An 18,407-nucleotide genomic window follows, 5' to 3' on the forward strand; every position below is an offset into this window, starting at 1 on the left:
ATTTTCCGCGCGGTCGCCGCGCTTCGAGAGCGTCGCGTCCGAACCCGCGCGTCAACCTCAAGCCGTTCGGGGCGTAACCTCGCGTAGATGGATGCGAGCGACGTCCGCGAGCGAGCGAGCGACCTCCCGACGGGGCCCGGCGTCTACCAGTTCCTCGACGGCGACACCGTGCTGTACGTCGGCAAGGCCGTCGACATCCGCGCGCGGGTCCGGTCGTACGCCGACCCGCGTGGCGAGCGCATCCGGCGGATGGTCGACCACGCTGCGACCATCGACTTCGCCGTCACGGACACCGAAACGCAGGCGCTCCTCCTCGAAGCCAACCTCATCAAGCGGCACCAACCGCGGTACAACGTTCGCCTGAAGGACGACAAGTCCTACCCGCTCGTCCAACTGACGGACCACTCCGTCCCGAGAATCGACGTGACGCGCGACCCGGAGGAAGGGTCGACGGTGTTCGGACCGTACACCGACAAGGGCCGGGTCGAAACCGTGGTGAAGGCCTTGCGGGAATACTACGGCATCCGCGGCTGTTCGGACCACAAGTACGCCAACCGCGACCGCCCCTGTCTGGACTACGAGATGGGACTCTGCACGGCCCCCTGTACCGGCGAGATATCCGAAGAGAACTACCTCGCGGACGTAGAGTCGGTCGTCCGTTTCTTCGAGGGCGAGACGGGCGTCCTCGCGGACCCCCTCCGCCGGACGATGGAGGAGGCCGCCCAAGAGGAGAACTTCGAGCGCGCCGCCAACGCCCGCGACAGACTCGAAGCGGTGGAGTCGTTCCACGGCGCGGGCGAGGAGGCGGTCTCCTCACAGTCCGACGAGCGCGCCGTCGACGTCCTCGGCGTCGCCATCGAGGGCGACGCGGCCACCGTCGCGCGCCTGCACAGCAAGCGCGGTCAACTGGTCGACCGCTCCCGCCACCGCCTCGACGCCCCCGAAGGCGGCGAGCGTTCCGCCGCCGTCCTCTCGGCCTTTCTGCCCCAGTACTACGCCGAACGCGAGTTGCCCGACGCCGTCCTCCTCTCGGAACGCCCGGACGACGAGGACGTGCTGGAGTGGTTGCGCGTCGAGGGCGTAAACGTGCGCGTTCCGGGCGCCGGCCGCGAGGCTAAACTGGTCGAACTCGCGCTGAAGAACGCCCGACGCGGCCCGGCCCGAAACGACGAACTCGGCGCGCTCTCGGACGCGTTAGGCCTTCCCGGGATTTCCCGCATCGAGGGGTTCGACGTGAGCCACGCGCAGGGAAAGGCCGTCGTCGGCAGCGACGTCTGCTTCGTCGACGGCGACGCCGTGAAAGCCGACTACCGACGGAAGAAGTTACCAGAACGAAACGACGACTACGACAACATGCGGGCGCTGATCCGCTGGCGGGCCGAGCGCGCCGTCGAAGGGCGGGACGACAGGCCGGACCCCGACCTGCTGCTCATCGACGGCGGGGACGGTCAACTCGGCGCGGCGACGGACGCCTTGGAGGAAGTCGGCTGGGACGTGCCCGTCGTCGCCCTCGCGAAGGACCGCGAGTTGGTCATCACGCCCGACCGGGTGCACGACTGGCCCGCCGACTCGCCGCACCTGCACGTCCTGCAACGCGTCCGCGACGAGTCGCACCGCTTCGCCGTCCAGTACCACCAGACGCTCCGCGACGACGTGCGGACCGTCCTCGACGACGTGCCGGGCATCGGCGAGAAGACGCGGCGCGCGCTCTTACGTCGGTTCGGCAGCGTCGAGAACGTCCGCGGCGCGACGGTGTCGGACCTGACGGACGTGCCGGGCGTCGGCGAGAAGACGGCGGCGACGCTCAAAGAGCGGCTGTAGGAACCGAGTCTCCACTCAGGGTTCGAGGCCCCGCGCCCAGTCCACCGCGTCCTGCGGCGTGTCGGGCGTCTCGACGACGGCGTTCGTGCCGCGGAGGCGCCCGCGGAGCGCAACCTGCTTGGCCGTCGGACCGACGAACGCCACGCGCCGGATGCCGAACTCGTCTATCTCGGCCGCGAGCGCGTCGAAGCGCTCGAAGAACCACTTGCTGATTCCGCCGCCGTCGGCGAGGACGAACACCGACGCGTCCACGTCGGGGCGCGAGTAGACGGCCGTGACCGTGTCAAAGAACCGTTCGAGGAGGACGCCGCCCCCGACCGAGAACTCGGTGAGGTCGAACAGGGCGACGCCGTCGACGATGTCGTATCGGTACACGTCTGCGCTCATACCGCACAGGACCCCCCGTTCGGACCTAACTACGCGGGGGCTACCGGAGCCGTAACCGGGAGTTAACCGCGGTTAACGGGGTTCTCACTCGCGGTACGCGGACCGTACCGTTTCGTCTCGCTCGTCTTTTCGGCGGCGACGCGGATGGCGCCCGAACCTCGAATACCTGCCGATAGAGACAGTCTCGGTCGCCGTTATTCGCACCATACGCGGCGGCGAGCGTCCGCGTGACTGCCGTGCAGTTCCGCGACCGGCACGAACGGAAGCGTCCGGCGTTCACGACGCGAACACGTCGGCCCGAGCGAGCAACCACGCCGCGAGCGCCAGCCACGGGAGCGCCGCGAGCACGCCGACCGGCGCGGGGCCGAGCAGCGAGTGGGGACGGCCGAGAACGAACAGCGTTCCGAGTCCTGCCACGGCGTTTATCGCGCCGTGGCCTATCGCCGCGGGCCAGACGCTGTCGGTCCGGAGCGTCGCCCACGCGAGGAAGACGCCGGTGGCGACGGTGAACACGCACATGGCGAGAAAGCCCGTCCACGGCGCGCCGACGTAATCGAAGCCGTAGTTGTACCCCATGACGATGACGGGCCAGTGCCAGACGCCCCAGACGACGCCGACGAGGAGCGTCGCACGCGTCGCGCCGAGGGGCAGGAGGTTCGGCAGCAGGTAGGCCCGCCAGCCGAACTCCTCGCCGAAGGCGAATATCGCGTTGATAAGCGGCGCGACCGTGAGCGCAGCGACGACCTGAACGCCGACGAGCGTCCACGGGTCGACCGGCACGCCGCCCGCGGCGGCCTCCAGCGCCGACCGATACGCCGACAGCGCGGGGTCGAACTGGCCGGGGAAGACCGCGAAGTACAGCGCCGCGCCGAGAAGCGTGAGGAGGGCGGGGGCGACCCACGCGGCGGCGTAGACGCGAAGCGACCCCGAAAGCCGCGGGCGGACGCGGAGGTCCGACCGACCCTGACCCGTGAGGAGTCGCGCGACGACGTTGCCGACGGCCGGCGCGAACATGTACGCCGTCGGCAGGAGGAGGGACGCGAGCGTGAGACCGAGACCGGGAACGACGACCGGACTGCTCGCGAGGCCGCCGGTGGCGTAGATGACGGCCGCGGTGGCCCACGCGAGGCCGAAGGCGACGGCGAGAAAAACGCCGACGCGGCGCGTCCGAACCGGTTCGGGAGGCATGACTCATCGTTCGCCGGGTGAGCGCAAAAAGGAATGGTGGTCGTACCGCCGTCGCGTCCGAGGCGCGTCGACGTCGGCGTCGGCGCCAGCGCGGGCGTCGATTACGAGATCTCGTCGTACTGGTCGCTCAGTTTCTCGGCGGCGTCGTCCATGAGGTCCTGCTCGTAATCGTCGAGGTCCCACTCGACGACCTCCTCGATGCCGTCCGAGCCGAGTCTGACCGGAACGCCGAAGGCGGTGTCCTCGTAGCCGTACTCGCCGTCGAGGACGAGCGACCCCGGCAGCACCTCGCCGGTGTCGTCGAGGATAGCCTCGACCATGTGGGCGACGCCCGTCGCGGGGCCCCACTGCGTCGCGCCCTTGCGCGAGATGACGTCCATGGCGGATTCCTGGAGGTCCGAGAGGATCTCCTCGCGTTCGTCGGCGGTGAACTCGGGGTCGGCGCCGTCGACGCGCACCTTCGAGAACGCGGGCACCTGCGCATCGCCGTGTTCGCCGAGGATGGTCGCCTCGACGTTCTTCACGGGCGTGTCGAAGCGCTGGCTGAGGACGTAGCGGAACCGCGCGGAGTCGAGTCGGCCGCCGAAGCCGACCACTTTGTGTCGGTCGCGGTCGCCCGCCTCGTACAGGTGGCGGTTCAGGAGGTCCACCGGGTTCGAGGTGGTGACCGAGACGAAGTCGTCGTTATGCTCGGCCAGAGACGAGCCGATGTCGGCCATGATGGGCGCGTTGTCGCCCGCGAGGTCGATTCGGGTCTGTCCCTCCTGCCGCGGGATTCCGGCCGTGATGACGACAACGTCGGACCCCGCCGTGTCCTCGTAGCCGCCCTGATACACCTCCGTGTTCGAGTCGTAGGCGATGCCGTGGTTCGTGTCGGCCGCCTGCCCGATCGTCTTGTCCTCCATGTCCGGGATGTCGACGAAGACGAGTTCGTCGACGACGTCCCGAAGCGCGAGATTGTATCCGGCGGCTGCGCCGACCGTCCCGGCCGCACCGACCACGCTAACTTTCGTCATACCACGTAAACGACGCGTCGGATTCCGATTAAACGCTTCGGAACCGGCTCCTCCGACGCTCTATCGTCGTATTAGTGTTCGTCGTCTGTCGAAAACGGTGGCGAGACGGGGGTGGGACACGGTCCGCCGGGTCGACCGAGTCGTCGGGTCCCGGTGGGTTTTTCGACGCACGTCCCCTCCGTCGAGGTATGAGCGACTTCGACAAGGAGGCGGAGCGACAGCGCCTCCGCGAGAAGTACGAGAAGGACACGGAGCGACGCGAGGAGACCCAGCGGATGAGCGAACTCCTCCTGCAGGGGGCGACGATGACGAACAAACACTGCAACCAGTGCGGAACGCCCATCTTCCGCTATCAGGGGACGGAGTTCTGTCCGAACTGCCAGAACAAGCAGGCGAACGCGGCGGCCGAGACGGCCGACGCCGCCGCCGCGGAGGTGGCTAACGGGGAGGCCGGCGAGGCCCCGGCCGAGGCCGCCTCGGGAGCGACGGAGGACGGCGAGGCGACCGACCAGGCGAGGCAGTCGGTGCCGACGCCGGAACCCGAACGGGACGTGCCGTCGGAAGTCGCCGACGCGGGCGGCGCGTCCGGCACGGGCGCGGTGAACGCGCAGGCCGCAGAACCGAGCCGCGAGTCCGCCGCGCCCGAGCGGACGACGTCGACCGAATCCGGACCCGAAGCGGTCGCCGGGAAGCCGTCGACCGCGTCGGCGAGCGAGTCGGATAACTCCGCGGGAGAAGCTGTCAGCGCGGCGAGCGCGTCAGACGGGTCGATGCAGGGCGCGCGCGAGTCGCTCCTGCAGGCGATAACGGAGCACGCGCGACGGTCGACCGCGACGGAGGAGCCCCAACAGGCGACGGCGCACCTCGAAGCGGCCCGCGAGGCGGCCGAGGCGCTGGACGCGCTGGACCGGTAGACGGACTGCACCCTTTCTCGGTCGCTCTGAGAGGCGCGCACGTGTTGTTCTCGCGCCCGTCGACGTCCGGCCGCAGCGACCGCCCCGTGGCGTTCACCGCTGAGCGTATCGCCCGGTTCGAGGCCGGCCTCCCCGTCGTCTACTTCGTCGACTCCGACGTCCGAATCCGGCGCCGACGCCGACGTCGACGCTGCACTCGACTCGCGACCGAAGCCCTCGGCTCTGGAGATGGCGTCACGTACCCGGTAACGAAGTCGACCGGGAGGTACTCGGTTTAGTCGAAGGACGAGGAGTTCGACCGCATGGTGACGGGCGACGCGGCTCCGGCGCCGTCGAGCGCGCTATTCCCGGAGCGCCGCCGACATCGTGGTTCGCGACGAGGGCGTGTCCGTCACCATCGCACCATGACGCCGCGCGGGCCGGGAGGCGACGCGGGCGAGGCCTCCTCGCTGCGCTCCCGTTCGGCGCGCCGGCGGAGCGCCTCGGCCAGGGCGCGTCTCCGCTCAGCGCTCGACTGCTTCGCGTACGAGCGCAGTTCGCGGTCGCTCGGCGGGGACGGCGCGGTAACGACGCGCGCTTCCTCCGGGTCGCAGGGCGGTCGCGTCTCGTGTTGCGGGGTCCCGTAGAACGCCCGCACCGCACCGGGGGGAAGTTCGGCGCTCATACGTCCTGTATACGCGCTGTGAGGTAATAGTAATTGCTCCGACAGCTCAGAAAACGGACAGTCCGTCCACCGAACGTGTCTCGAACGTGCGCTTCGTCGAACTATTCGTACTCCGATCCGACCACGTCGCGGATTCGTTCGGCGGTTACCTCTCCGATACCGGACACCTCCAGTAGGTCGTCCTCGCGGGCGGTCATCACCGCCTCGACGGTGCCGAACGTCTCGAGGAGGGTGCGCGCGGTGACGGGGCCGATGTCGGCGATGGCGGAGACGACGTACTCCTGCTGTTCGCCGAGCGTCTTCGTGCTCTTCCCGCCGTGGACGCTCACCGACCGCTCCCGTTCGGTCTGCTCGCGGGAGGCGACGGTCAACAGCAGTTCGGCCGTGTCCGCCTCGTCGCGCGTCTGCAGGACGCTCACGTCGAAGTCGACGGCGAGGGAGGCGAGGGCGCCGCGGATGGCGCCGGGATGGATGTTCCGCTCCTCGTAGAGTCCCTCGCCCTCCAGAATCAGAAGCGGCCGCGCGTACGCCCGCGAGAGGTCGCCCACCTGCTCGAACAGCGACCGGTCGCCGCCGGTGAGCGTGTCGAGGAAGTCGGAGACGGACTTGCGCTCGACGGCGACGCGGTCCGAGAGCACGTAGTCGCCCACCGCGAGCGTTTCCAGTCGTGTCTCGACGCCGTCGCGCGTCGAGAGGTCCTTCGCGATGGAGGAGTCGAGTTCACGCTGGTCGACGACGATTTCGACCACGTCGTCGTCGCGCCCGGCGGTGGCGACGGTTCCCTCCGAATCGTTCGCGTCGGTGTCGGCATCGTCGCTTTCATCGCCGTCGTCTTCGGCCCGCGCTAACTCCTCGTCCGTCGCGGAGAACTCCGTGAGTCCGGACTGGCCGTCGGTTTCGGCGGATGCGGCGTCCGCGCTTTCGACGCCGCCGTTCGTCGACGCGGCCGCGGCGTGCGCCTCGCCGTTCGTCGCCTCGCCGGCGGACGCGGCCGAATCGCCGGACGCGCCGCCGAACGCGTCCAACCCCTTCTGGGAGTCGTCGAGTTCCGCCTCCACCTCGTCGGCGACGCCCTTCAGGTCGCGCAGTTCGGACTCCATCTCCTTTTCGCGACGCCGGGAGATCCAGAAGTACGCCTCGTCGCGCGTGTCCTCGGCCATCAGAACGACGACGCGCCCCTCGGCCTGCCGGCCGGTCCGCCCCTTCCGCTGGATGGAGCGAATCGCCGTCGGCACGGGTTCGAAAAAGAGGACCAGGTCGACTTCGGGCACGTCCAACCCCTCCTCGGCAACGGAGGTGGAGACGAGCACCTCGAACTCGCCGTTCCGGAACTCGTTCAGCGTCTCCTGTTGCTCCTTCTGGGTCATCCCGTCGGAGCCGTCCTTGTCGCCCTGACCGACGAACCGCCGGACGTCGAACGACGCCGAGAGGAAATCGGTGAGCGCCTCGGCCGTGTCGCGCGATTCGGTGAAGACGATGACGCGCTGGCCGCCCTCGATGCCGAGCGTCTGCGCGAGGAGGATTCGCGTGCGGGAGAACTTGGGGTGGAGTTCGTCGAACGACTCGGCCTTCCGCATCGCCTCTCGCACCTTGGGTTCGGAGACGAGTCGCTGACTCGCCTTCGACGCCCCCGACGACCGGGCGGCGTTGCGCTGCCGTTCGAAGTAGCGCCGGACCGATTCGACGGACTGCGTCTCGACCAGTTCGACCGCCCGCCGGAGCTTCATCACCTCCGCGTGCGTGGACATCCCCTTGTAGCCCTCCGACTTGTCGTTGTTTATCAGCTTCTGCAACTCCGCGCGCATCCCGTTCAACTGCTTCTGCGAGACGTCCGGACTCGTCGTGTTCGTCACGCCGAGCGACTTCAGTTTCTCCAGTCTGTCCTTGATGACGTCGTTGAGCGCGTCCCGAATCGCCAGGATGTCGTCGGGCAGGTCGATGCGCTCCCACTCCACGTCGGTGTCGTAGGTGTACTCGTCGACGTCGGCGTCCTCTTCGGTCATCACCTCGACTTCGGAGAGGCCGAGGTTCTCACAGACTTCGAGGATGGACTCCTCGTCGCCGCCGGGCGAGGCGCTCATTCCCGTGACGAGGGGGTGCTCGGCGTCAGCGTGGTAGCGCTCCGCGATGTAGACGTAAGCGTAGTCGCCCGTGCCGCGGTGGCACTCGTCGAACGTGAGGTGCGTCACGTCGCGCAGGGAGATGCGGTTGCCGATGAGGTCGTTCTCCACGACTTGCGGCGTGGCGATGACGATGCGGGCGTCCTCCCACAGCGCCGCCCGGTCGTCCGGGCGCACGTCGCCCGTGAAGACGACTATCTCGTCGTCCGGTATCGTCAGCGCCTCGCGGTAGAAGTCGGCGTGCTGTTGGACGAGCGGTTTCGTCGGCGCGAGAAACAGGGCCTTGCCGCCGACTTCGTTGAGTCGCTCCGCCGTGACGAGGAGGCTGACCGTCGTCTTGCCGAGACCCGTCGGGAGGCAGACGAGCGTGTCCGCCTCGCGGGCGGCGCTCGCCAATCGGAGTTGGTACAGACGTCGTTCGATGAACGACGGACTCAGGAGAGGGTGATCGACGTGCGAGGGGTCGTCGGCGGCCGCCATTGGGCCTCGCTTGGGCGCGATGCGGGTTAAGGCTTAGCGAACCGGGGTGAAAGTGTATCTTCGGTCGTAGGCGGTGCCCGTCGGCGGGTATCGCCGTCGGCCGTCACCGTCGGTCGGCGTCGCGGTCACTTCCCGGGTCGCGTGTCCGTCGTTCCGTCGCGTCGGCGACGCCGTCCGGGACGGACTCGCCGACGAGATCTGCCCATTCGACGACGCGATGGCCGCGGGTGTCTTGGGTCATATGCTCTCGGCCGTCACATCTCCTCAGACGTATATAACGATTGTGCAAACCCCTCAGATAAGAGAACAGACAATAGATTAGCGAATGTCAGGGTATCGGAACCGGAGATACCGCGTCGTCACCGCGTTCGGGCCGTCGTCGGCGACGGCGGAGACGGTGTCGGCTAGACGACTTGTTCGCCGTCGTCGTCGTACAGTTCGATGGCGTCGACGGGGCAGACCCGCGCGGAGAACTCGGCGTCGAACTCCTCGTCTTCCGGGACTTCGACCTCGAAGATACCGTCTTCGACCTCCTCGGCGCCCGCCAGGTCGGCCTTGCCGTCGTCGAGGTCCTTCTCGAAGGCGTCCCACTCGTCGACGCACTGGAACATGCCGATGCAGGTGTCGCGGTCGTAGCGAATCTTCATGCCGGTCGTTCGGCCAGGGCGTACAAAGCGGTGACGACGCCACGGGACCGGCGCCGCCGGCCTCGGTGCCGGGTCCGACCATTTAAACCGGGTGACGGCTTACTCCGCGCCAATGAGACCGGAGGACGTGCCGGGCCTGCCGGAGGGGGTGCCCGAACGACTGCAGTCGGAGGGTATCGAGGAACTGTACCCCCCGCAGGCCGAGGCGGTGGAGGCGGGCGTGACGGAGGGCGAGAGCGTTCTCGCCTCCGTTCCGACCGCGTCCGGGAAGACGTTTATCGCCGAGTTAGCGATGCTGTCGAGCGTGCAACGGGGCGGGAAGGCGCTGTACATCGTGCCGCTCCGCGCCCTCGCCTCCGAGAAGAAGGCCGAGTTCGAGCGCTGGGAGGAGTTCGGTATCGACGTGGGCGTCTCGACGGGCAACTACGAGTCCAGCGGCGAGTGGCTTGCCTCCAGAGACATCATCGTCGCCACTTCGGAGAAGGTGGACTCGCTCATCCGCAACAACGCGGGATGGGTGAGCAACCTCTCCTGCGTCGTCGCCGACGAGGTGCACCTCGTAAACGACGGCCACCGCGGCCCGACGCTGGAAGTCATGCTGGGCAAACTGCGGAAGATAAACGCCGGCCTCCAAGTCGTCGCCCTCTCGGCGACGGTGGGCAACGCCGAGGAGGTGGCCGAATGGTTGGACGCGACGCTCGTGCAGTCGGAGTGGCGGCCCATCGACCTGAAGATGGGCGTCCACTACGGCAACGCCATCTCGTTCGACGACGGGTCCCAAAGAGAGGTTCCGGTCGGGAAGGGCGACAGACAGACGTCGGCGCTCGTCGCCGACACCCTCGACGAGGAGGGCTCCTCGCTCGTGTTCGTCAACTCCCGGCGGAACGCCGAGGCGGCCGCAAAGCGCCTGAAGAACGTGACCGCCGAGTACCTCACGGGCGAGGAGCGAAGCGAGTTGGCCGAACTGGCGGGGGAGATACGCGACGTCTCCGACGCCGAAACGAGCGACACGTTAGCGAACTGCGTGGCGAAGGGGGCCGCGTTCCACCACGCCGGTCTGGCCGCCGAGCACCGCCGGTTGGTCGAGGAAGCGTTTCGCGATCGATTAGTAAAGACCGTCTCGGCGACGCCGACGCTCGCGGCGGGCGTCAACACGCCGAGTCGGCGCGTCATCGTCCGCGACTGGCAGCGCTACGACGGCGAGTTCGGCGGCATGAAACCGCTGGACGTGCTCGAAGTCCACCAGATGATGGGGCGGGCGGGCCGGCCCGGACTCGACCCCTACGGCGAGGCCGTCCTCCTGGCGAAGGACTCGGAGACGCGCGACGAACTGTTCGAGCGCTACATCTGGGCCGACGCCGAACCGGTCCGCTCGAAACTCGCCGCCGAACCCGCCCTTCGGACGCACCTGCTCGCCACCGTCGCCTCCGGATTCGCACATACGCGCGACGGACTGTTGGAGTTCCTCGACCGGACGCTGTACGCGACGCAGACCGACGAACCCGGACGGTTGGAACGGGTGACCGACACGGTGCTGCAGTACCTCGAAGTGAACGGATTCGTCGAGATGGACGGAGAGAACATCTCCGCGACGAGCATCGGACACACCGTCTCCCGACTCTACCTCGACCCCATGAGCGCCGCCGAGATACTCGACGGCCTGCGCTGGGGCGCCGACCACCGCGAGGAGAAACTCCGCGAACTGGCGGGCGTCTCCGACGCGGACGCTCGACGCGCGGCGAGCGACGCCGAGAGCGAGGAGTCCGCCGGGTTCCGGCGGGCCAGCGAGATGGCCTCGGCGGCGGACGGCGAGGGTGAGAGCGAGAGCGAGGACGGGGATGGGGACGAAGCAGACGCGACGAGTACGGAACCCGTCGAGACCGAGCGTACCTACCCCACGGCGCTCGGACTGTTCCACCTCGTCTCGCGCACGCCCGACATGTACCAACTCTACCTCAAATCGGGCGACCGCGAGACGTACACCGAGGAGTGCTACGAGCGCGAACCCGAACTGCTCGGAAACGTCCCCTCGGAGTACGAGGACGTGCGCTTCGAGGAGTGGCTGTCCGCCCTCAAAACCGCCCGACTGCTCGAAGACTGGGCGGGCGAGGTGGACGAGGACCGCATCACCGAACGCTACGGCGTCGGACCCGGCGACATCCGGGGGAAAGTCGAGACGGCGCAGTGGTTGCTCGGCGCGGCCGAGCGACTCGCCGGGGAGTTGGACCTGTCCTCGACCGTGGCCGTCCGCGAGGCGAAAAAGCGCGTCGAGTACGGCGTCCGCGACGAACTGCTCGATTTGGCGGGCGTCCGCGGCGTCGGTCGCAAGCGCGCCCGCCGCTTATTCGAGGCCGGCATCGAGACGCGGAACGACCTCAGAGAGGCCGACAAGTCCGTCGTTCTCGCCGCCCTGCGAGGGCGGCGCAAGACGGCCGAAAACGTCCTCGAAGCCGCCGGGCGGCGCGACCCGTCGATGGACGACGTCGACGAGGACGAGGCCGACGTGCCCGAGGCGACGTTCGAGCGAGCGAGCGACCGGACCGACCGCGGCGGCGACGGAAGCGGCGACGCGGACGACCCGCAGGAGCAGGCCAGCCTGGGTGATTTCGGGTGAGATTCGTCGAGGGCGTCGCCGACGTGGAGAGCGTCGACGCGTTCGTCGCCGCCGTCGGCGAGGTGGCCGAGGAGACGGGCGCGACGGTGCAGGTGTTCGACGCGCGGTACGTCGCGGACGAGGAGCACCTCCGCCGGGCGGTCGAACTGGCGGACCGCGCCATCGACCGCGGGGAGAACGTCGCCCGCGACAGGGCCGTCGAGATTCTCCTGTACGCCGCGGGCCGCCGGCAGATAGACGACGCGCTGACGATGGGCGTCTCGGCGGGCGAGACACCCGCCGTCGCCCTCGTCGACGGCGGCGACGAGGCGGCGGCGGCGACCCGGCTACGCGAGATGCTGGGCGACGAACCGACGCTCGGGCGGGTCGGAGACGACCGCCTGCGCGAGTTCTTCGACGTGGGCGACGCCGAACTCGCGACCGTCGACGGCGACGTCGGGTCGCTCGTCCGCGAACGCGTCGCGCTGCTGAACGTCGAGAAGTAGCTCAGGAACCCCTCCGTTTCGTGTGGAGATTCGAACCGTTTTTCGACGCGTCGAACCCCATTGTTTCGACTGGAAAACGCAGGACTGAACGGCGACGGAACGTCGAGATGAAATTCCGAGCGACGGTGCCGCTCGGACGACTGGGTTACCGAGTAGCGGCGAGAGCCACTAAAGTGATTCGAATCGAGGGGCCGGCCGATACGGCGGCGGAGGAGAGCGACGGGTGGTGGAGTACTCGTCGCCAGTAGCGGATACTAGCACGGCGATACCACCGACCAGGCCCCCTTGCGCCCTATCACCGACGTGCGGAGCACGAACCTCCGGGACCGAATCGACCGGTGGGAGCCTACTGTCCGAGAGACGCGCGAATCCGAGCGAAAAGTTCACTTCGAGACGTACAAATCGATAGGTCGACGCAGACTTAGCGTTTTCATCTCTATATGGCCTACTTAGAATTATAGAAGACAACTAGAGAATCGTATATTCGTCTTTTGGCTCTGTTTTAGTTGATATAAACCTGCACCTGTGCAACTGTTCTCAAGTTCTCCGTCAATACAGCGGACGAAGGGATGAGAGAACGGCTATTTCGGATTCTCAGGGCGCGCCCGAGGAAAAAATGAGCGGCGAATAGCCGGATTTTGAATCGAAGAGATGCTTTTTAGAGTCAAATCTCGATTATCGTACGGCTCTCGGTGGCGGTACCCAATTCTCGTTTTCCGACGCCGGTGTCCTCGGGATGAACCCCGAACTGCACGTCGAAACCGCGGACCGCAGTGTCCACATCTTTGAAACGACGTTCGAGGACGAACCCGTCACGAGCGTAGAACTCGGTGCCGGGTTTCCTTTTGAACGGGTCCGCGAACCTCACAGTTCCACCCTACTTCCAATCGTAGCGGATTGACGATAGAGAGCCATGATGAGAACAGTACTATAAGCGTAATGCTCTCGCAGTGGGCCTGAAAAGTGTTCTCGAGTGAGTTGCTGCGGCGTTCGTCGCAGACGCCGAAGCGGGGGACGAGAGAAGGCTAGCGGGACGACCGCTGAACTCGATTGATCGGACCGCTTCGAGGGAGATACGTCGCGTTCAACGCGAAGCGACGGTGCGAGAGCACGTCATCCGACGAATCGGGATTCCCGACCGAAATCGCGAACACGGCGCTGTCGGCGCTCAGGACGACCGGACGGTGTCGATGACGCCTCGGAGGTATCCGACAGTGAACCCGCGCGCGCGGTGGCGCCAGTCGTCGTCACCCTCCATCTTCGGGACGTGGTCGGGGATGACTGCCCCCTCGAACCCGACGTCGTGTAAGGTCCGAATCGCTCCGGCGGTGTCGAAGTTCCCCTCGTCGACGAACGTCTCGTTGAACTTCGGGACGGTCCCGACGACGTCTCGGAAGTGGATGAACACGATCTGATCTTTCTCGGCGAACCGGCGCAGCACGTCGTTGACGTCCTCGCCCATCTGCGAGAAGCAGCCGAGACAGAGCTTCAGGCCGTGGTTGTCGCTCGGAACCGTCTCCATCGCGCGCTCGAAGTTCTCGACGTTGCGGAACAGACGGGGGATGCCGCCCATCGATTCGAGGACGGGCGGGTCCACCGGGTGCAGCGCCATCCGCACGCCCGCCTCCTCGGCGACGGGGACGATTTCCCGCAGGAACGCCTCGTAGTTCTCCCAGAACTCCGCCTCGGTGTACGCCCGGTCGAGACCGGGTGCGAGCGCGTCCGGGTCCTCGACCTCCTCGAGGTCGAACGCGGTGCCCTCCGCCCCGCCGCGCAGTTCGGCCGGCGTCGTCCGCATGGGAACGACGCCCCGAGGGTTCCACTGGTAGCCCAGAATCGGGATGCCGGCCTCGCCGAGGTTGCGAAGCAGCGTTCGTATCTGTTCGAGGGCCTCCTCTTTCCCCTCGCGGTCGAACATGATGTCGCCGTATAGGGAGTACGGAAGCGACTGGATGCCGGTGAGAGACAGCCCTTGCGACTCGACGCGTTCGCGGGCCGCCGCCAACCGCTCGACCGACGGAATCGAATCGCGCCCCACCGCGACCGTCGCCGCGCCGTCCCGGTCGTTGAACTCGTCGGGTTCCTCGTCGGTATCGGCGTGGTCGACGAAGACGTCCGTCGCACCCAACTGACGGATGTATCGAAGGCGTGACTCCGAGAGCGTACGCGTCCGGACGCCCACACGAACGTCGCTGTCGACGCCGGCGTCGGCGTCTGTGGTCTGCTCAGCCATACCAGCATTGTCGGAGGCGACGATATAAAAACCGGGGTCGGGGCGTTGCGCTACCTGAATCGAGGAGAGAGCACCTCAGATTACATGCGGACGGAGGAAACTACTACGGAGAGGATACCCACCGGAGAGGCGACGAACCATGGAATACGCTTCTCCTCGTATCGGCATCGACTCTTCGACGCGTCACACCTCCTGCCAAGTCAGAGTAAAATAGTCGGTTTCGAACCTACTCTTCTAATTTATGTGTGTATAGTCGATCTATTCGTCTTTTTAGTTTCGTTCAAACATGTATATACATCCATCTGCGAAATTAGAACCTATATCTGCCGTATATTGAATTCTATATGCCGGCGTAGAGATGTTATTCGCATATGGAATTGTATCGAGCGTCGAGAATCAAGTCAGGGCCGGAAGCACCGGCGGTCTCTCGGTCGATTACCCGTCGGCGAACGCTCACAGTCCGAAGCGCGCGACCGCGCCGTCGTCGAGATACGACACGTAGAGTCGGTCGTCGGTCGCCGAAATGTCTAACCGACTGTACGACTCGGGTTCGTGCGACCAACGCGTCCCGCCGGACGCGCGGTCGAGTACCACCGCCTGGCGCCCGCCGGAGACGACGACGGCGTCGACGCTGACGTGGAGTTCTTCAACGTCCGGCGCCTCCGTCACCGTTCGCCAGCGGCGCACACCGTCCGAGTCGAATCGGTCGACACGGCCGAGTATCCCGCCGTCGGGGTCGTCGACGCGGCTTCCGACGAACACGGCATCGTTCGCCGGCGTCACCTGTCGGATGTCGTACCCGGCGGTGTGCCGCCACGCGACCGACCCGTCGCGTCGGTCGAGAGCGATCAGTTCGTCGCTCGAATCCGACCGTTCGTTCCGGAGGTACACCTGCGGACCGAGCGTCGGGTCCCGGTAGGAGTCCGCGTCGACCGTCGATTCCCACCGGACGGCGCCGGTCCGGGGGTCGTACGCCCGAACGGTCGACTCGTGGACGGAGACGGCCAGACGCTCGTCGACCGCGAGGCCGGGATACCACTCGCTCGCGTCCGTTCGCCACAGCGGGCGCCCGTCGTCCGTCGAGAGTGCGACGAGGCGCGTTCGGTCCTCGCTCACCGCCTCGCGGAAGACGAACGTCTCGTCGAGCAACCCCGTCAGCCGGTAGCCGGCGACCGCACGGCCGAACCGCCTCGCTCCGGACTCGGCATCGAACCCCCGGACGTCGCCCGTGTGGCGGTCGAGACGTGCGAGCAGCGACCCGTTGCTGGCTATCGTCCCGCGTTCGTGCAGTCCCTCCTCGCGCCACCGCAAGTCGCCGGCCGCGTCGACGGTGTAGACGTCGCCGTCGGTGCTGTGGACGTGGAACGGGCCGCCGTCGCCGGACGCCGCGGGACGCGCTTCGACGGGGCCGCCCGTTTCGTACCGGAACGCGGTCTCCCCGTCGTCGAGACAGAGTCCGTACAGCGCCTTGTCCTGCGCGCCGACGAGAACGTGCGCCGCCGAGACGGCGAGCGGACTCGCGGCGCTGGCGTCCGCGAACTCGCGTCGCCACTCCGGGTCGACGCCGCCGAGTCGAGGAAGGGAGCTACACCCCGCGAGCGCGAGGCTTCCGAGCGCCGCGATGCCGCCCAACGCGCGCCGACGCGAAACGTCCCGACACCTATCGCCGCCCGCACGCTCACGCCGCATCCAGTACCTCCGGGGCGAGTCGGGCCACCTGCCACTCCTGACCCAGGTAGACGCCCTCGCCGATGGCCGCCGCCCAACTTAGTTGTCCGCCGCTCTGGTACCCCTCGAATCGCTGTTCCGTAATCTGCGTCCCGTCGGTGTCGTGGACCGAGAGGACCGTCGGCGCGAAGGGGACGGTGCCGCTCGCCCCGCGGACGCGGGCGTCGCCGCCCGACAGCGTCACCAACTTGCCGTCGACGGTCGTCGGTCCGGCGGTGACGGCGTTCGGCGTCTCCGTCCGCCAGCGCCGTTCCCCGGAGTCGGCGTCGAACGCGTACAGGTAGTAGTCCGCCGCGCCGACGAACACGCGCCCGTCGGCGACGAGCGGTCGGGTGAAAACGGTGTTTTCGAGGTCCGCTCGCCACCGTATCTCGCCGGTCGCCACGTCGACCGCCAGCACCGACTCGGTCGCGCTTCCGACGTAGACCGTCCCGTCGTCGACGGCGACGTCCGACATCGCGGCGCCGACGTCAAGGCGCCAAGCGTCGATGCCGGTGCCGTCGGTCCCGACGCGGCGGAGCGTCCCGTCCAACAGTGCGAAGACGACCCCTTCCCCGTGGCTCGCCGGAGCGCCGGCGAGAGAGGCCGGGAGGTCAACGCTGAACCGCTCGGCTCCGTCCGAACGCGCGAACCCGACGAGTCTGTCGGGGACGTCGTCCTCCGTTCCGGAGACGGGCACGACGACCGTCTCGCCGGCGACGACCGGCGCGAACTGCACGACCCCCGGGTCGGCCCGGTTCACCGCCGGAATCGACGCCTCCCAGACCGGCGCGCCCGTTTCGTGCTCGAACGCGAAGACCGCGCCCGTCTTCGAGAAGACATAGACGCGGCGCCCGTCCGTCGCGGCCGGCGAACACCGCTCATCGGGACCGGAGACGGACCACGTCGTCTCCCCGACGTCCGCGTCGACGGCGCTGAGCATCGGGTCGTTCGAGAACGGACTCCGGGAGGCGAAGACGACCACTCCCTCGATCGGTCGAATGCCGGTCGTCGTCTCCCGCAGTCCCGCGACCCACGCCGTCGGGAGCGGTAGGTCGTCCTCGTCGTCCGAGAGCGCACTGCACCCGGACAGCCCGACTGCGAGCGCGGGAAGCGACCGGAGGGCGGCGCGTCGCGTGTAGGAGCCCATCGGTCGCCGCTTTCGAGTCGGTCGGCATCAGTCTTGTCACTCGTTCGGAGTGAGTTGTTCGCTGTCGTGTTTTGTGTCCCCACCGCCGTAACTTCTACTCGCGTGAGCGACCTGGCTACGGGTATGACTCTGGACCTCCCGCCCGTCGGGTTCGGCACGCTCGGAATCACCGACGTCGACCTCCTGACGACCGGTATCGAGATGGGCTACGAGTACGTCGACACGGCCCAGTTTTACGGGAACGAGTCGGAAGTCGGCGACGCCATCGAACGCGCGGACGTCGACCGCAAAGAGTTCACGCTGGCGACGAAAATCTGGTACGACAAACTCGGCTACGACGACGTACACGAGGCGGTCGAGGGAAGCCTCGACCGACTCGGCGTCGACACCATCGACTTACTGTACGTCCACTGGCCGCTGGGCGACTACGACCCCGAGGAGACGCTCCGGGCGTACAACGAACTCGTCGCGGAGGGGACCGTCTCGAACATCGGCGTGAGCAACTTCTCGCCGGAGATTCTCGATACGGCTTTAGAGCACGCCGACCCGACGGTCGCCGCGAACCAGATCGAACTCCACCCGCTCCTCCAACAGGAACGCTCGCGCGAGTTCCACCGCGAGCACGGCGTCGAAACCCTCGCGTACGGACCGCTGCTCGGCGGTCGAACGGAGATGATTCCCGAACTCGAACCGATCGCGGAGAAACACGACGCGAGCACGAGTTCGGTTGCGCTCGCGTGGAGTCAGCGACTCGACGGCGTCACGCCCATCGCGGGCGCGGAGACCGAATCGCACCTCCGCGAGAACCTCGATTCGGTCGACCTCGAACTCGACGACGAGGACGTCGAAACCATCGAGACGCTCGGCCGCGAGATCAACGCCTACGGGAGCAACGGCGTGAGCATCGACCCGGGCGTCGACCGTCTGTAACGACGGTTCTCACGGTGATTTGGGCGCCTCGAACACGCGTTTTCGGACGAC

Annotated in this window: 15 protein-coding genes; 5 read left to right on the forward strand and 10 right to left on the reverse strand. The window is 67.3% G+C overall.

Annotated features, from left to right (window positions below):
- Window positions 1-87 precede the first annotated feature (87 nt).
- On the forward strand, window positions 88-1,821 hold the full coding sequence (locus tag NDI76_RS00480; protein ID WP_310922000.1) for an excinuclease ABC subunit C: 1,734 nt from the start codon (window positions 88-90) through the stop codon (window positions 1,819-1,821).
- Between the two features lie 15 nt (window positions 1,822-1,836).
- Here NDI76_RS00480 and NDI76_RS00485 read toward each other — a convergent pair whose 3' ends face one another.
- The 3 genes from NDI76_RS00485 to mdh form a co-directional block, all read right to left on the reverse strand.
- The gene (locus NDI76_RS00485; RefSeq protein ID WP_310922001.1) at window positions 1,837-2,208 is read right to left on the reverse strand and encodes a hypothetical protein; all 372 of its coding nucleotides are present in this window, start codon (window positions 2,206-2,208) and stop codon (window positions 1,837-1,839) included.
- A gap of 276 nt (window positions 2,209-2,484) precedes the next feature.
- Entirely contained in the window at window positions 2,485-3,396 is a 912-nt protein-coding gene (locus NDI76_RS00490) for a CPBP family intramembrane glutamic endopeptidase (protein WP_310922002.1), read from the reverse strand.
- Between the two features lie 101 nt (window positions 3,397-3,497).
- Window positions 3,498-4,412, reverse strand: coding sequence for a malate dehydrogenase (gene mdh / locus NDI76_RS00495; protein ID WP_310922003.1), 915 nt, complete (start codon window positions 4,410-4,412; stop codon window positions 3,498-3,500).
- Between the two features lie 188 nt (window positions 4,413-4,600).
- On the opposite strand from mdh, the gene NDI76_RS00500 reads away from it, so the two are divergent.
- Entirely contained in the window at window positions 4,601-5,326 is a 726-nt protein-coding gene (locus NDI76_RS00500; protein ID WP_310922004.1) for an Sjogren's syndrome/scleroderma autoantigen 1 family protein, read from the forward strand.
- Window positions 5,327-5,717: 391 nt separating this feature from the next.
- Here NDI76_RS00500 and NDI76_RS00505 read toward each other — a convergent pair whose 3' ends face one another.
- The 4 genes from NDI76_RS00505 to NDI76_RS00520 all read right to left on the reverse strand — a co-directional run bounded on the left by NDI76_RS00505 (window position 5,718) and on the right by NDI76_RS00520 (window position 9,237).
- Complete coding sequence (locus NDI76_RS00505) at window positions 5,718-5,990, reverse strand: hypothetical protein (RefSeq protein WP_310922005.1); 273 nt, start codon at window positions 5,988-5,990, stop codon at window positions 5,718-5,720.
- Between the two features lie 101 nt (window positions 5,991-6,091).
- The gene (locus tag NDI76_RS00510) at window positions 6,092-8,590 is read right to left on the reverse strand and encodes a DEAD/DEAH box helicase (RefSeq protein WP_310922006.1); all 2,499 of its coding nucleotides are present in this window, start codon (window positions 8,588-8,590) and stop codon (window positions 6,092-6,094) included.
- A gap of 103 nt (window positions 8,591-8,693) precedes the next feature.
- Complete coding sequence (locus NDI76_RS00515; RefSeq protein WP_310922007.1) at window positions 8,694-8,831, reverse strand: hypothetical protein; 138 nt, start codon at window positions 8,829-8,831, stop codon at window positions 8,694-8,696.
- A gap of 163 nt (window positions 8,832-8,994) precedes the next feature.
- Window positions 8,995-9,237, reverse strand: a complete 243-nt coding sequence (locus NDI76_RS00520; RefSeq protein ID WP_310922009.1) for a ferredoxin — start codon at window positions 9,235-9,237, stop codon at window positions 8,995-8,997.
- A gap of 112 nt (window positions 9,238-9,349) precedes the next feature.
- On the opposite strand from NDI76_RS00520, the gene NDI76_RS00525 reads away from it, so the two are divergent.
- Together NDI76_RS00525 and cgi121 are read left to right on the forward strand one after the other, a co-directional pair.
- On the forward strand, window positions 9,350-11,851 hold the full coding sequence (locus NDI76_RS00525; RefSeq protein ID WP_310922010.1) for an ATP-dependent DNA helicase: 2,502 nt from the start codon (window positions 9,350-9,352) through the stop codon (window positions 11,849-11,851).
- Window positions 11,848-12,336 (forward strand): KEOPS complex subunit Cgi121, encoded by a 489-nt coding sequence (cgi121, locus tag NDI76_RS00530; RefSeq protein WP_310922011.1) that lies wholly within the window; start codon window positions 11,848-11,850, stop codon window positions 12,334-12,336. Before NDI76_RS00525 ends, cgi121 begins: the two co-directional genes overlap by 4 nt.
- A 1,168-nt stretch (window positions 12,337-13,504) precedes the next feature.
- Here the strand turns inward: cgi121 and NDI76_RS00535 are convergent.
- The 3 genes from NDI76_RS00535 to NDI76_RS00545 all read right to left on the reverse strand — a co-directional run bounded on the left by NDI76_RS00535 (window position 13,505) and on the right by NDI76_RS00545 (window position 17,426).
- Window positions 13,505-14,569, reverse strand: coding sequence for a mannonate dehydratase (locus NDI76_RS00535; protein WP_310922012.1), 1,065 nt, complete (start codon window positions 14,567-14,569; stop codon window positions 13,505-13,507).
- 453 nt (window positions 14,570-15,022) lie between these two features.
- Complete coding sequence (locus NDI76_RS00540) at window positions 15,023-16,258, reverse strand: outer membrane protein assembly factor BamB family protein (protein ID WP_310922013.1); 1,236 nt, start codon at window positions 16,256-16,258, stop codon at window positions 15,023-15,025.
- Entirely contained in the window at window positions 16,248-17,426 is a 1,179-nt protein-coding gene (locus NDI76_RS00545) for an outer membrane protein assembly factor BamB family protein (RefSeq protein ID WP_310922014.1), read from the reverse strand. The genes NDI76_RS00540 and NDI76_RS00545 overlap by 11 nt, the downstream gene beginning before the upstream one ends.
- A gap of 123 nt (window positions 17,427-17,549) precedes the next feature.
- Between NDI76_RS00545 and NDI76_RS00550 the strand changes: the two genes are divergently transcribed.
- Window positions 17,550-18,356, forward strand: a complete 807-nt coding sequence (locus NDI76_RS00550; protein ID WP_310922016.1) for an aldo/keto reductase — start codon at window positions 17,550-17,552, stop codon at window positions 18,354-18,356.
- Window positions 18,357-18,407 lie beyond the last annotated feature (51 nt).

The sequence above is a fragment of the Halogeometricum sp. S1BR25-6 genome (genome assembly GCF_031624495.1).
GTDB lineage: Archaea > Halobacteriota > Halobacteria > Halobacteriales > Haloferacaceae > Halogeometricum > Halogeometricum salsisoli.